Below are 14096 nucleotides of genomic sequence, written 5' to 3'. Positions count from 1 at the left end.
CACCGGCACATTATGATTTGGTTATTCACCAGCCATTTTCAATATTTTCGGGCAGGAGATGCCATGCAGGACGCCGATAACGACAATAGCGAAACGCCGACGGCCAAGAGATCGGAGCCGCCGCGCAAGATGCTGTCCCCGGCTGCCAAACGGGCGCTTGCCGAAGCCGCGGAGCGGCGAAAAAACCAGAAGCCGCTGGAGCTGCCGCCGGAAACCGGCGGTCGCGGCGGAGCCGAGCCGGCCCGCTTCGGCGATTACGAGATCAATGGCCGGGCGATCGATTTTTAGATTTTCTCGTCTCGGTCGGAATCTGGCAGTCAGGATGCTGGACGGGATGGTGGATCGTTGCCAAGGAATCCGGCTAACGTCACCGCGCGGGCAGTCTTCTCTTACAGGAAGATGAGGGAACCGCCGGCCACTCCCACGCATCAAAATGTGGAAGCAAATTGAGCCGCCCCAGAACCCGGTAGGGCCGGAGCGGCTCTCTCTATCACGCCGTCGCCTTGTTTTGCCGGTTGGCGATCAGATCGTCGACAACGGCAGGATCGGCGAGCGTCGAGGTATCGCCGAGAGCACCGAAATCGTCCTCGGCGATCTTGCGCAGGATGCGGCGCATGATCTTGCCGGAACGGGTCTTCGGCAGGCCGGGCGCAAACTGGATCTTGTCGGGCGCGGCGATCGGGCCGATTTCGGCACGCACATGTTTCACCAGGTCCTGGCGGAGCGTGTCCGTTCCTTCATGGCCGGCCATCAGCGTCACATAGCAATAGATGCCCTGGCCCTTGATCGGATGGGGGTAACCGACGACTGCGGCTTCCGAAACCAGATTGTGCGAGACAAGCGCGGATTCCACCTCCGCGGTGCCGAGCCGGTGGCCGGAGACGTTAAGCACGTCGTCGACACGGCCGGTGATCCAGTAATAGCCGTCCGCATCGCGCCGGCAGCCGTCGCCGGTGAAATACTTGCCCTTGTAGGTGGAGAAATAGGTCTGGATGAAGCGGTCGTGATCGCCATAGACCGTGCGCATCTGGCCCGGCCAGCTGTCGGTGATGCAGAGATTGCCGTCGGCGGCCCCTTCCAGCACCTTGCCTTCATTGTCGACCAGTTCAGGCTTGATGCCGAAGAACGGCACTGTCGCAGAACCGGGTTTCAGATCGATGGCGCCGGGCAGCGGTGTGATCATGTGGCCGCCGGTTTCAGTCTGCCACCAAGTGTCGATGACCGGGCAGCGCTTGTCGCCGACGACATTGTAATACCATTCCCAGGCTTCCGGATTGATCGGTTCGCCCACAGTGCCGAGCAGCCGCAGCGACGAGCGTGACGAGCGCGTGACGAAATCGTCGCCGGCCCCCATCAGCGAGCGGATCGCCGTCGGCGCGGTATAGAAGATATTGACCTTGTGCTTGTCGATGACTTCCCAGAAGCGGCCCTGATCGGGGAAATTCGGCACGCCCTCGAACATCAACGTCGTCGCGCAATTGGCGAGCGGCCCGTAGACGATATAGGAGTGACCGGTGACCCAGCCGACGTCGGCCGTGCACCAATAGACGTCGCCGTCATGGTAGTCGAAGACATATTCATGCGTCATCGCCGCATAGACGAGATAACCGCCGGTCGTGTGCAGCACGCCCTTCGGCTTGCCGGTCGAGCCTGAGGTATAAAGAATGAAGAGCGGGTCTTCCGCCTTCATCTTCACCGGCGGGCATTCCGGCTTCACCGTGGCGATCTCCTGGTGATGCCAGAGATCGCGGCCTGGCGCCCAGCCGGTCTTGCCGCCGGTGCGGCGCACCACCAGCACCTTGCTGACATGCACATGCTGGCGGGCGGCGATATGGATCGCCGTATCGGTATTGTCCTTCAGCGGTACCGGCTTGCCGCCGCGCAGACCTTCGTCGCAGGTGATGACAAAAGTGGATTCACAGTCGACAATACGCCCGGCCAGGGCCTCGGGCGAGAAGCCGCCAAAGACCACCGAATGTACCGCGCCGATGCGGGCGCAGGCGAGCATCGCGTAAGCCGCTTCCGGGATCATCGGCATATAGATGGTAACGCGATCACCCTTCTTGACGCCGTGCTTCTTCAACACGTTCGCCATCCGGCAGACATGTTCGTAGAGCTCGTTATAGGTGACCTTCTTGTCGATATAGGGATTGTCGCCCTCCCAGATGATCGCCACCTGGTCGCCGTTGGTCTTGAGATGGCGATCGATGCAATTATAGGAGACGTTGGTCTGCCCGTCTTCGAACCACTTGATCGAAACCTTGCCGGTAAAGGACGTGTTCTTGACCTTGCTATAGGGCTTGAACCAGTCGATCCGTTTGCCGTGTTTGCCCCAGAACTTGTCCGGGTTCTCGACGCTTTCCTCGTACCATTTCAGGTACTTTTCCTTATCGATCAGGGCGCGCGCCTTCACCGGCTTCGTGACCGGATAGATCTTCTCCGACATGCAACTCCTCCTCATGGGACATGCGACGGGCCGCCTGAATTTAGGGCCCGGATTTCAAAACACGGCAATTCATAGCAGCTCGCATCGTGGCGGCAATTAGACAAAGGTCATTTCATTTCGGAAGAATTGCAATTCTGCGACAGTGCGGTTATATAGCGCCATATTTCCCGGACATTGTGGTGACAATCCACGGACCGCGACCGGCGCGGACGATAGAAGGACTATATCCATGGCTCAAACACTGCTCATGCCGAAGGCGACTGCCATCTGGCTTGTCGACAACACGGCACTGTCTTTCGATCAGATCGCGCAGTTCTGCAAACTGCATCCGCTCGAAGTCAAGGCGATCGCCGATGGCGAAGCCGCGCAGGGCATCAAGGGCCTCGACCCGATCTCGACCGGACAGCTGTCCCGCGACGAGATCGCCCGCGCCGAAGCCAATCCGAACCACAAGCTGAAGCTTTCCGAACCGAAGGTGCGGGTGCCGGAATCCAAGCGCCGCGGCCCGCGTTATACGCCGGTTTCCAAGCGTCAGGACCGTCCGAACGCCATTCTCTGGCTCGTTCGCAACCATCCGGAGCTGAAGGACGCGCAGATTTCCCGCCTCGTCGGCACCACGAAATCCACCATCGAGCAGATCCGCGAGCGCACCCACTGGAACTCCGCCAACCTGGCGCCGATGGATCCGGTCACGCTTGGCCTCTGCAGCCAGATCGATCTCGACATGGAAGTGGAAAAGGCTTCCAAGGGCCGTCCGCTGCCGACCGCCGCCGAGCTTGGCGCGACACTGCAATCGGCCCAGGAAACCGAGCGCCTGACCCCGAGCTACGAGCGCGAGGAGGAAAAGGAAAAGGAAATCGACGCCGACGCCGTCTTCCGCAAGCTGAGCTCGTTGCGCTCGGCGCCGAAGGACGAGGACGACGACGATCAGTACTGAGAGATCGACGATCTCATAAAAAACCCCGCCGGTATGAGCTGACCGGCGGGGTTTTTTGTTGCGGATTAGCTGCGGAACAGGGTGAGGATGTTCTGCGCCGAGCTGTTGGCGATCGACAGCGACTGGACGGCGAGCTGCTGCTGCGTCTGCAGCGCCGACAGCTTGCTCGATTCCTCTTCCATATCGGCATCGACCAGGCGACCGACGCCGGAGTCGATCGAATCGTGAAGACCGCTGACGAAATTTTCCTGCAGCTGGATACGGGTCGAGATCGAGCCGAGAGCCGAGCCGGCGGCGGTCATGGCACCCAAAACCAGTTCGACGCCGGTCAGGGCTGAATCGAGCTGGCCCTGGGTGAAACCGGTGATATCGAGATCATAGATCGACGCCATAACGATGAAGGTGCCGCCATAGGTTCCGTTGAAGGCCGTGCCGATGATCCCGCTGCTCGTCTCGATCGCGCCGGTGCTCGTCATGCCGAAGAGCACATTTCCAAGCGAGCCCGAATCGAGCACGTAGTCCGTCGTCTTGACCGAAACGGCATTGCTGCCATCACGCACGAAGGAGGAAACCACGCTCTTCGTGCCGTCGGCGCCGGCGACCCAGTTTTCACCGGAGAAGGAAGCCGATTGGGCGATGCTGAGCAGCTGTTCCTGCAGCTGGTCGAGTTCCTGCTGGATCTTCGTCTTGTCGACGCCCTTTTCCGTGGCGGCAACGATCTTCGCCTTGATTTCACTGACGATGTCGAGCGCGCTGTCCATGGCTGAATAGGCGGTGTCGACCTTGGCCGCGCCAAGCCCGAGCGCATCGGAGACAGCCGAAAGCGCCTTGTTGTCCGAGCGCATGGTCGTAGCAATCGACCAGTAGGCAGCATTGTCGGATGCCTTTTCGACACGATAACCCGAGGAAACGCGACCCTGGGTGTCCTTGAGGCTGTCGTTTACGCCGCGCAAAGTCTGCAGCGCTGCCATGGCAGCGTTGTTGGTAAGGATGCTTGTCATGATCCGTTCCACAATCTTTGGAGAAAGGGCATTCCGGACCACAGCGCCGCGCATCTTTCAGACGCGCAAAGGACGCTGTAGCACTTCAACTGCCGCATAATTTTGCCCCCGATTGAAGGAATTATGCAGTAGGCCGGTAACGGCGATCGCGTCATGCAAAGCCTGCTATGCAAGCTATTGCCGTTAACAAACCCTTGCATCACATGGTTAACAATTCCTCAATTGGGCTTACGGAATGTTTAATTTCACATCGGCAGAGAGCCCAAACCACGCCCGCGCAGCGCCTCAGCGATTTCCTCCAAAATCGTTGGATCATCAATGGTTGCGGGCATTTTCCAGGGTATGCCGTCGGCGATTTTCTGCATCGTGCCGCGCAGGATCTTGCCGGAGCGTGTCTTCGGCAACCGGTTAACGGTGATGGCCATCTTGAAGGCGGCAACAGGCCCGATCTGATCGCGAATCATCGCCACCACCTCTGATTCGATCGCCGTCACCTCGCGGGAAACATTCCGTTTCAGCACCAGGAATCCACATGGCACCTGACCCTTCAACCTGTCGATCACGCCGATGACCGCGCACTCGGCGACATCGGGATGACGCGCGCAAACCTCCTCCATCGCCCCGGTGGAGAGCCGATGTCCGGCGCAATTGATGATGTCGTCGGTGCGCGACATGATGAAGAGATAGCCGTCCTCGTCGATATAGCCGGCATCGGCCGTCTTGTAGGTGCCGGGAAACTCGCCGAGATAGGCCGACCGGAAACGCTCGTCCGCATTCCAGAGGGTCGGCAGACAGCCAGGCGGCAGCGGAAGCTTTATGACGATATTGCCGAGCGTTCCCGCCTCGATCGGATGGCCGGCATCATCGAGCACGGCGATGTCATAGCCGGGCATCGGCAGCGCCGGCGAACCGTGCTTGACGGGAAGGGCGCCGAGGCCGAGCGGATTGGCGGCGATCGGCCAGCCGGTTTCCGTCTGCCACCAGTGATCGATGACGGGTATGGCGAGCATGCGCTCCGCCCATTTCAGCGTCTCCGGGTCCGCCCTCTCGCCGGCAAGAAACAGCGCCCGCAGATCCGGCATCGGATACTGCCGCAGCAGCTCGCCGTCTCCGTCCTCCCGCCGAATAGCGCGGAACGCCGTCGGCGCGGTGAAGAACACCCGCACATGATATTCCGAAACAACACGCCAGAACGCGCCGGCATCCGGCGTCCCGACCGGTTTTCCCTCGAAGATCAGGGTAGTGACGCCCGAAATCAGCGGGGCATAGACGATATAGGAGTGCCCGACGACCCAGCCGATATCCGAAGCCGTCCAAAAGACCTCACCCGGCTTCAAGCCGTAGATATTCCGCATCGACCAGTTGAGCGCCACCATATGGCCGCCATTGTCGCGCACGACGCCCTTCGGCTGGCCGGTGGTTCCCGAGGTGTAAAGGATATAGAGCGGGTCGGTCGCCTTGACCGGAACACAGGCGATCTCGGCGCCGCGATGCTGCGCCACCGCCGCCTCGAAATCCTGATCGCGGCCGCTGACGAGATCTGCCCGAAGCTCCGGCCGCTGCAGCACCAAACAGCGCTCCGGCTTCGAACGCGCCAACGTGAGCGCCTGGTCGACCAGAGGCTTATAGGCGACGATTCGGCCGGGCTCGAGCCCGCAGCTCGCGGTGATCACCAGCTTCGCACCGCAATCATCGATGCGGGCAGCAAGCTCGCTGGCGGCAAAACCACCGAAGACGACGGAGTGAACCGCACCGATGCGGGCGCAGGCGAGCATCGAAAACACCGCCTGTGGGACCATCGGCATATAGAGGATGACGCGATCGCCTCGACCGATCCCGAGATCAACAAGCGTCGCGGCGATGGCCTTCACTTCGTCAAGGACTTCGTCGTAGGTGAAACGGCGCTTCTCGCCGGTCATCGCACTGTCGAAAATAACCGCCGTCTCGCCACCACGCCCGGCAGTCACATGCCGGTCGAGGCAATTGTGGCAGGTATTGGTTTCGGCCCCTGAGAACCAGCGGCCATAGACGCCTTCATCGGGCGAAAACACCCGCTCGGGCGGTTTGAACCAGTCGATCTCGGCGGCGGCTTCGCGCCAGAAGGCTTCGGGATCCCGTTTCCAGGCAGCATAAGCCTGATGATAGCCGTTCTGCATCTGCTCCTCCCCAGGATATGCAAGCCTCGATATCAATCTAGGCAGCAGTGAGGGGAACGGGAAGCCCGACCAAAGCAGAGTATCAGCGGGCGCCGAAAATCGCCGATCCCACGCGCACGCTGGTGGCGCCGAAGGCGATCGCCGTCTCGTAATCGCCCGACATGCCCATCGACAGTTTTCCGACGCCACATTTGAGCGCGAGCTTTGCGAGCAGGGCGAAATGCGGTCCGGGATTTTCCTCGGCCGGGGGAATACACATCAGACCTTCGATGGAAAGACCGAGTTCGTCGCGGCAAAGGCTGACGAAGGCCGGCGTATCGTCAGGCGCGATGCCGGCCTTCTGCGGCTCGAGCCCGGTATTAACCTGGACGTAGAGCCGCGGCCTCTTGTCCTGCCGCTTCATCTCCTCGGCAAGCGCGCGGGCGATCTTTTCCCGATCCACCGTCTCGATGACGTCGAAAAGCGCCACCGCATCCGCCGCCTTGTTCGATTGAAGCGGTCCGATCAGGTGCAGCACGATATCCGGCCGCTCTGCCTTCAGCGCCGGCCACTTACCCTGGCTCTCCTGCACCCGGTTCTCGCCGAAGACGCGCTGCCCGGCGTCGATGGCCGGTCGGATCGCCTCCGCCTGGAAGGTCTTCGACACCGCGACGAGCTCAACGGAACCCGCAGGGCGGGCTGCCTGGCGTTCACCAGCCGCAATCCGCGACCGCACGTCGTTCAAGCGCTCTTGAAGTTCCATCGTTCTGCCTCGACATACCAGCATGAAAGGATTGCAATGAACTAACCAGCCAATCTGTGCTTGCCAAGACCCGCTCTCGCGAAATCGCTCGAGCCAGGATGAAGATCGGACGCTTGCAGCGCCTGCAAAACTTGACGCTACCGTGGTTTCATGGTGAAGGTCTCGACCAACCTCCCCTGATTTTCCGGAATTTCGAATACCATGGCCACCGAACGTTATAATCCGCGCGATGCCGAGCCCCGCTGGCAGCAGAAATGGAACGAAGACAAGGTCTTCGAGACCGACAATTCAGATCCGCGCGAAAAATATTACGTCCTCGAAATGTTCCCCTATCCGTCGGGGCGCATCCATATGGGCCATGTCCGCAACTACGCCATGGGCGATGTCGTCGCCCGCTACAAGCGCGCCCGCGGTTACAACGTTCTGCATCCGATGGGTTGGGACGCCTTCGGCATGCCGGCGGAGAACGCCGCCATGGAGCGCGGCGTGCACCCGGCCTCCTGGACCTACCAGAATATCGGCTCGATGAAGGCGCAGCTGAAGGCCATGGGGCTTTCGCTGGACTGGAGCCGCGAATTCGCCACCTGCGACGTCGAATATTACCAGCACCAGCAGCATCTCTTCCTTGATTTCCTGGAGAAGGGCCTGGTCTACCGCAAGCAGTCGAAGGTCAACTGGGATCCAGTCGACAATACCGTGCTCGCCAACGAGCAGGTGATCGACGGCCGCGGCTGGCGCTCCGGCGCGCTGGTCGAACAGCGCGAACTGACACAATGGTTCTTCAAGATAACCGATTTCAGCCAGGATCTGCTCGACGCGCTGGATACGCTCGACCAGTGGCCGGAAAAAGTGCGCCTGATGCAGAAGAACTGGATCGGCCGCTCGGAAGGCCTGACGATCCGCTGGGAGATCGTGGGGGAAACGGCACCCGCCGGTGAAACCGAGATCACCGTCTATACGACCCGGCCGGACACGCTGTTCGGCGCCTCCTTCCTGGCGATTGCCGCCGATCATCCGCTGGCAAAGGATGCCGCCGCAAAAAATGCCGAGATCGAGGCCTTCTGCGAGGAGTGCCGCCGCGCCGGCACTTCGCTCGCCGCTCTCGAGACCGCCGAGAAGAAGGGCATGGATACCGGCATCCGCGTCCGCCATCCGCTTGATCCCTCCTGGGAGCTGCCCGTCTATGTCGCCAATTTCGTGCTGATGGATTACGGCACTGGCGCGATCTTCGGCTGCCCCTCGGGCGACCAGCGTGACCTTGATTTTGCCCGGAAATATGGCCTTCCGGTCGTGGCCGTCGTCATGCCGAGAGATGGCGATGCGGCGCGCTTTGCAGTCGGCGACACAGCCTATGACGGCGATGGCGTGATGATCAATTCGCGCTTCCTCGACGGCAAGACGACGGAAGAAGCCTTCAATATCGTTGCCGATCGGCTGTCGGCCGCTTCGCTCGGCAATACGCCGCAGGGTGAGCGCAAGGTCAATTTCCGTCTGCGCGACTGGGGCATTTCCCGGCAGCGTTATTGGGGCTGCCCGATCCCGGTCATCCATTGCGATGATTGCGGCGTTGTGCCGGTGCCGAAGGAAGACCTGCCGGTCAAGCTGCCCGACGACGTCACCTTCGATCAGCCGGGCAATCCGCTCGACCGTCATCCGACCTGGCGTCATGTCTCCTGCCCGACCTGCGGCAAGGACGCCCGCCGCGAGACGGATACGATGGATACGTTCGTCGATTCGAGCTGGTACTTCACCCGTTTCACCGCCCCTTGGGAGGGAAAACCAACCGATCCTGAGGCGGCTAACCGTTGGCTGCCGGTCGACCAGTATATCGGCGGCATCGAACATGCGATCCTGCACCTGCTCTATTCCCGCTTCTTCACCCGCGCCATGCGCGAGACCGGCCATGTCGCCGCCACGGAGCCCTTCAAGGGTCTCTTCACCCAGGGCATGGTGGTGCATGAAACCTATAGCCGCGGTGCCGGCGGCAGCCGTGAGTGGGTGGCACCGGCCGACATCCGCATCGAGGAGATCGACGGCAAACGCCGCGCCCTACTGCTGACAACGGGTGAGGAAATTGCCATCGGCTCGATCGAGAAGATGTCGAAATCGAAGAAGAACGTTGTCGATCCCGACGATATCATCGCCTCTTATGGCGCCGATACCGCCCGTTTCTTCGTTCTGTCCGACTCTCCGCCGGAGCGTGATGTCATCTGGTCCGAAGCCGGCGTCGAAGGCGCCCATCGTTTCACCCAGCGTCTGTGGCGGCTGATTTCCGAAGCCGCGGACGCACTGTCCGCCGTCGCGCCTGCGCCGGCAACCGAGGGGGAAGCACTGTCGATCTCCCAGGCCGCCCACAAGACCCTGAAGGCTGTCGAGAACGATTATGACAAGCTCTGGTTCAACAAGGCCGTTGCCCGGATCTATGAGCTGGTGAACGCGCTGGCCGCGCCAATGACCAGGGTTGCGGCGGGCGAGGGCGATGCCACCTATCGCGCGGCAGTGCGCAATGCCGCCGAGATCCTGATCCAGCTCGTCGCGCCGATGACGCCGCATCTGGCTGAGGAATGCTGGACGGCACTCGGCAATGAAGGGCTGCTTGCCCGGACTGGCTGGCCGCAATACGACGAAACGCTGGTCATCGAAAATGATGTCGTCCTGCCGGTCCAGATCAACGGCAAGAAACGCGCTGAATTGACAATTTCTCGCGACGCAGATCAGAATGCCGTTACCAACGCCGTGCTGGATCTGGATGCGGTGAAGAACGCGCTGAACGGACAGGCACCGAAGAAGATCATCGTGGTTCCCCAAAGGATTGTGAACATTGTCGTCTGATATCGCTTGCAAGCTGGCTCGCAACGCCGGCATCGCCATGATCCTTGCCTCGGCGGCTATTCTCTCTGCCTGCCAGGTCCGGCCGCTTTATTCGGAAAGTTCCGGTCTCAAGGAAAAGCTGGCCGCGGTCGGCTTTTCCCCGGCAGGCAGCCGGATCGAGCAGCAGGTCCGCAATCATTTGATCTTCATGGCGTCGCGTGGTGCCGGCGAACCTGAAAAACCGGACTATCAGGTCGACTTGCACGTCACTTCATCCGTGGCCGATACGCTGCTGACGGATTCGGCCGATACGTCGCGCGCTGGTCGTGTCACCGTCAGCGTTACCTACACGCTGCGCGCGGCAACCGATAACCACGTCATCAAGGCCGGCAGCCGCTCGACCACGGCACTGGTGGATTTCCCTGACCAGGAGTTCGCCAAGCAGCGGGCAATCCGCGATGCCCAGAACCGTGCGGCCGATCAGGTGGCGGAATTCGTCGGAGCCGATATCGCCGCTGCGCTCAGCCGCTGAGGGCGGGAATGTGGCGGAGATAAAATCCCACGAATTCGAAACCTTCCTGCAGAAATCGGCGCGGAACTATCGGATCTTTGTCATTTACGGACCCGACCGCGGTCTCGTGTCCGAGCGGGCCGCTCAGTTGGCCGGTAAGACCGGTGTGGCTCTCGATGATCCCTTCTCGCTGACCAAACTCGATATTGGCGACCTGCAGAAGGATCCCGGACGGTTGGTCGACGAGGCCCAGTCTATCGGACTGTTCGGTGGTGAGAAGCTGATCTGGATCCGCGGCGCCGCCAATGAAAAATACCTTGTCGACCCCTTGGCGCTGCTGGCGGAAAAGCCACTCGAAGCCGCCCATCTGATCGTCGAAGCCGGCGACTTGAAGAAGGGTTCGCTGCTGCGCAAGACGGCCGAGGCCGCGCGATCGATCATGACGATCCCGTCTTATGCCGATGACAGCCGCGCCCTAAACACTCTGATTGATGCCGAATTGAGTGCGGAAAAGCTCGGCATCACGCCGGCCGCCCGCCAGGCGCTGATCGCCTTGATCGGCGGCGACCGCATCGCTTCACGCAACGAGGTGCGCAAGCTTGCTCTCTATTGCCGCGGCTTTCCGACGGTCGAAGAACATCACGTTACCGAAATAATCGGCGACGCCAGTGCGATCTCCGTCGACGATGCCGTCGACGCGATTTTAAGCGGCGATCTCAACGGTTTTCTGCACGCTATGCAGAAGATCAGCAGCTCCAAAACCGCGATCTTTCTCGTGTTGCAGGCATGCCTGAAGCAGTTTCAGCTTCTCGATACAATGCGGGCCGAAATGGAAGAAAAACGCCTGCAGGCGCCTCAGATCATGCAGACAATGGGCCGCCATCTGCATTTTCGCCGCAAGCCGATCATCGAACAGGCACTGCGCCAATGGACTGCGGAGGCCATCGCGCGTGAATCCAATCGTCTGCAGGCCGCCATTCTGCAGAGCCGACGGCGACAGGTGCTGGAGGATAGCGTTGCGATGCAAACACTTCTGTCCACGACCCTTCAATCCGGCCGCAAATCCGCCTGACCAAAACTTTGTCAATACATGTCGTCATCTCGGAGCTGCTGCGCATTTCCGGCAGAATGCACTATCGCCTTTCGAGCAAACGGCAGATTTCTTCGAGCTGCTCCAGCGACTTGTAGGAAATTTTAATCTGGCCGCCGCTCGTCTTGTGATTGATCGCAACATCGAGGCCAAGTGCATCGGACAGCGTCCGCTCCAAGGCCAGTGTATCTGAATCCTTCTGATCTCGCCGCGAGGCGGCCAGCTGCGGCTCGGATTGAGCTTTGATATTGTTTTGCGCCAGCTTTTCCGCATCGCGCACCGACATGCCTTTGGCAACGATGGTGCGAGCAAGACCTGCCGGATCCGGCGTCGAAACCAGCGCACGGGCATGCCCGGCTGACAAGCTGCCGGCGGCCAGCAGATCGCGAACCGGATCGGGCAGCTTCAGCAGCCGCAACGAGTTTGCAACATGGCTGCGGCTCTTGCCGATGATTTCGCCGAGGTCGTTCTGCGTATAACCATATTCGGCAATCAGCTGCTCGTAGCCCAGGGCCTCTTCGAGGGGATTGAGATCGGCGCGCTGTACGTTTTCGACAATGGCGATCTCCAGCGCCGTCTTGTCGTCCACGTCCCGAACAATAACAGGGATCTCGATCAGCCCAGCCAGTTGAGCGGCGCGCCAGCGTCGCTCGCCGGCGATAATCTCGTATCGATCGCGATCCATCGTTCGCACGACGATCGGCTGCACGATTCCGTGCTGGCGGATGGAGCTGGCGAGATCGTGCAGCTCGGTGTCATCGAAGAAACGGCGAGGATTGCGCGGATTGCGGCTGACGAATTCGATCGGGATCATTCTGTCGGCACTGATCGTCCGCTCGGCTTCCACCGGGACAGGCTGATCCATTTCGCCAATCAGCGCCGCAAGGCCACGGCCCAATCGCCTTTTCGATACATCGTCATTCATGATCCAAACTCACCCCTGCAATGATAGTTACGCGGCCAGCCTCTGGCGCTCGCGTTGAATGACCTCCGAGGCCAGCTGCAGATAGGCCTGGCTGCCCGCGCATTTCAGATCATAGAGAATGGCCGGCTTGCCATAGGAGGGCGCCTCGGAGACCCGTACATTGCGCGGAATTAACGTGTGGTAAACCTTTTCGCCGAGATGCGTGCGCACATCATTGACCACTTGCTGGGCAAGATTGTTGCGCGCATCGAACATCGTCAAGACGATTCCCTGGATATCCAGACGCGGGTTCACCGTCCGGCGAACCTGGCTGACGGTCTCGAGCAATTGGCTCAGCCCCTCCAGCGCGAAGAATTCGCACTGCAGCGGCACCAGCACCGAATGGGCTGCCGCCATCGCGTTCATCGTCAGCAGGTTGAACGAGGGCGGGCAATCCAGGAGAATATACGAAAATGCCATAGCTTCGGGCGACGACAGCGCCTTGCGCAATTTGAACACCCGATCGCTCTGCTGCGAGATCTCCATCTCGACACCAAGCAGATCCATCGTCGAAGGAACGATGAACAGATTGGGCACGGCGGTTTCGAGCGTCACTTCGGTGATTCCACGCTCGCCGATCATCAGGTCGTACGAGGAGAGCTTGCGGTCTCGACGGTCGATGCCAAGACCAGTGCTCGCGTTGCCCTGCGGATCGAGATCGACAATCAGGACACGCTCGCCGATAGCAGCGAGCGCTGTTGCCAGATTGATAGCGGTGGTCGTTTTGCCAACGCCACCCTTTTGATTTGCGATGGTGATAATCCGATGTCGTTCGCCAGCCATTGCCGCAATATCCGATCTGTTAAACCAAGCGCCGGAGATTCGTTATTTCCAGAATGACAGATGCCTGCTCGACGGCGCTACTATGTTCTAACAGATCGAATTCCCACCGACCACGTGCTTTGTCGATTTCCCTCAGGTAATCCCGGCCTTTATGAAAAAAGCTGCGGCAATCTTTTTCGCCCAGCATCCAGGGAGCAGAATATTCGAGGAGTCTGTCAAGATCGGCGAGCGCCCGGGCCGAAATCGCCCCGCATTCCCCGATCTCCGCATGGGCATCTTCGATCCGGCTGCTGTGCACGCTGCCGCGGGCATTTGTTTCCCGCAGCGCTGTTCGGAGGAAAGCGGCCTTCTTGTGATTGCTCTCGACCAGATGCACCCATCCGTCCTGCAGTTCGGCCAAGAAGATCGCCGTGATGACGCCGGGAAAACCGCCGCCGCTTCCGAGGTCGGCCCAGATCACCGGCTTGGGATGGATTTGAAATACTTGGCTGCTGTCGGCGATGTGCCGATTCCAGAGATCGTCGAGTGTTGACGGCGCCACCAGGTTGATAGTTTTGGCCCATTTCTGAAAAAGCACTGCGAAGTGTTGAAGCCGTTCCTGTGTTTCACGTGAAACACGTAAACCGTTTAATTCCATTCTTACTCTCAATATCTT

At 60.2% G+C, this 14096-nt stretch carries 12 protein-coding genes; 5 read left to right on the top strand and 7 right to left on the bottom strand.

What is annotated here, in order from left to right; genetic code table 11:
- Positions 1-63: 63 nt before the first annotated feature.
- Positions 64-288 carry a DUF1674 domain-containing protein gene (locus FHX14_RS03805; protein ID WP_184376350.1) on the top strand — a complete coding sequence of 75 codons (225 nt, stop codon included), beginning with the start codon at positions 64-66 and terminating at the stop codon, positions 286-288.
- A 202-nt stretch (positions 289-490) separates the two neighbouring features.
- Here FHX14_RS03805 and acs read toward each other — a convergent pair whose 3' ends face one another.
- Positions 491-2446 (bottom strand): acetate--CoA ligase, encoded by a 1956-nt coding sequence (gene acs, locus FHX14_RS03800; protein WP_184376349.1) that lies wholly within the window; start codon positions 2444-2446, stop codon positions 491-493.
- Between the two features lie 229 nt (positions 2447-2675).
- Between acs and FHX14_RS03795 the strand changes: the two genes are divergently transcribed.
- Entirely contained in the window at positions 2676-3383 is a 708-nt protein-coding gene (locus FHX14_RS03795) for a DUF1013 domain-containing protein (protein WP_003589549.1), read from the top strand.
- 65 nt (positions 3384-3448) lie between these two features.
- Here FHX14_RS03795 and FHX14_RS03790 read toward each other — a convergent pair whose 3' ends face one another.
- The 3 genes from FHX14_RS03790 to FHX14_RS03780 all read right to left on the bottom strand — a co-directional run bounded on the left by FHX14_RS03790 (position 3449) and on the right by FHX14_RS03780 (position 7282).
- A complete protein-coding gene (locus FHX14_RS03790) occupies positions 3449-4384 on the bottom strand; it encodes a flagellin (protein ID WP_003589548.1) in 936 nt (311 codons plus the stop codon).
- Between the two features lie 245 nt (positions 4385-4629).
- Positions 4630-6540: a propionyl-CoA synthetase gene (locus FHX14_RS03785; RefSeq protein WP_184376348.1), complete on the bottom strand. Its 1911-nt coding sequence runs from the start codon at positions 6538-6540 to the stop codon at positions 4630-4632.
- 82 nt (positions 6541-6622) lie between these two features.
- Entirely contained in the window at positions 6623-7282 is a 660-nt protein-coding gene (locus FHX14_RS03780) for a YggS family pyridoxal phosphate-dependent enzyme (protein ID WP_184376347.1), read from the bottom strand.
- 201 nt (positions 7283-7483) lie between these two features.
- Here FHX14_RS03780 and leuS point away from each other — a divergent pair, with 201 nt between their 5' ends.
- The 3 genes from leuS to holA are packed head-to-tail and all read left to right on the top strand — an operon-like array spanning position 7484 to position 11676.
- On the top strand, positions 7484-10114 hold the full coding sequence (gene leuS, locus FHX14_RS03775) for a leucine--tRNA ligase (RefSeq protein ID WP_184376346.1): 2631 nt from the start codon (positions 7484-7486) through the stop codon (positions 10112-10114).
- Positions 10104-10625: an LPS assembly lipoprotein LptE gene (gene lptE, locus FHX14_RS03770; protein ID WP_003589544.1), complete on the top strand. Its 522-nt coding sequence runs from the start codon at positions 10104-10106 to the stop codon at positions 10623-10625. The genes leuS and lptE overlap by 11 nt, the downstream gene beginning before the upstream one ends.
- A 10-nt stretch (positions 10626-10635) precedes the next feature.
- Positions 10636-11676, top strand: coding sequence for a DNA polymerase III subunit delta (gene holA / locus FHX14_RS03765; RefSeq protein WP_003589543.1), 1041 nt, complete (start codon positions 10636-10638; stop codon positions 11674-11676).
- A gap of 61 nt (positions 11677-11737) precedes the next feature.
- On the opposite strand, the gene FHX14_RS03760 is transcribed toward holA, so the two are convergent.
- The 3 genes from FHX14_RS03760 to rsmG are packed head-to-tail and all read right to left on the bottom strand — an operon-like array spanning position 11738 to position 14078.
- Positions 11738-12619 (bottom strand): ParB/RepB/Spo0J family partition protein, encoded by an 882-nt coding sequence (locus FHX14_RS03760; RefSeq protein ID WP_003589542.1) that lies wholly within the window; start codon positions 12617-12619, stop codon positions 11738-11740.
- Between the two features lie 27 nt (positions 12620-12646).
- Positions 12647-13441 (bottom strand): ParA family protein, encoded by a 795-nt coding sequence (locus FHX14_RS03755; protein WP_003589541.1) that lies wholly within the window; start codon positions 13439-13441, stop codon positions 12647-12649.
- Positions 13442-13460: 19 nt separating this feature from the next.
- Positions 13461-14078, bottom strand: a complete 618-nt coding sequence (gene rsmG, locus FHX14_RS03750; RefSeq protein ID WP_184376345.1) for a 16S rRNA (guanine(527)-N(7))-methyltransferase RsmG — start codon at positions 14076-14078, stop codon at positions 13461-13463.
- Positions 14079-14096: the final 18 nt, after the last annotated feature.

Source organism: Rhizobium sp. BK619, from assembly GCF_014195245.1.
Lineage (GTDB): Bacteria > Pseudomonadota > Alphaproteobacteria > Rhizobiales > Rhizobiaceae > Rhizobium > Rhizobium acidisoli.
This window is presented reverse-complemented; position numbering and strand designations above follow the sequence as displayed.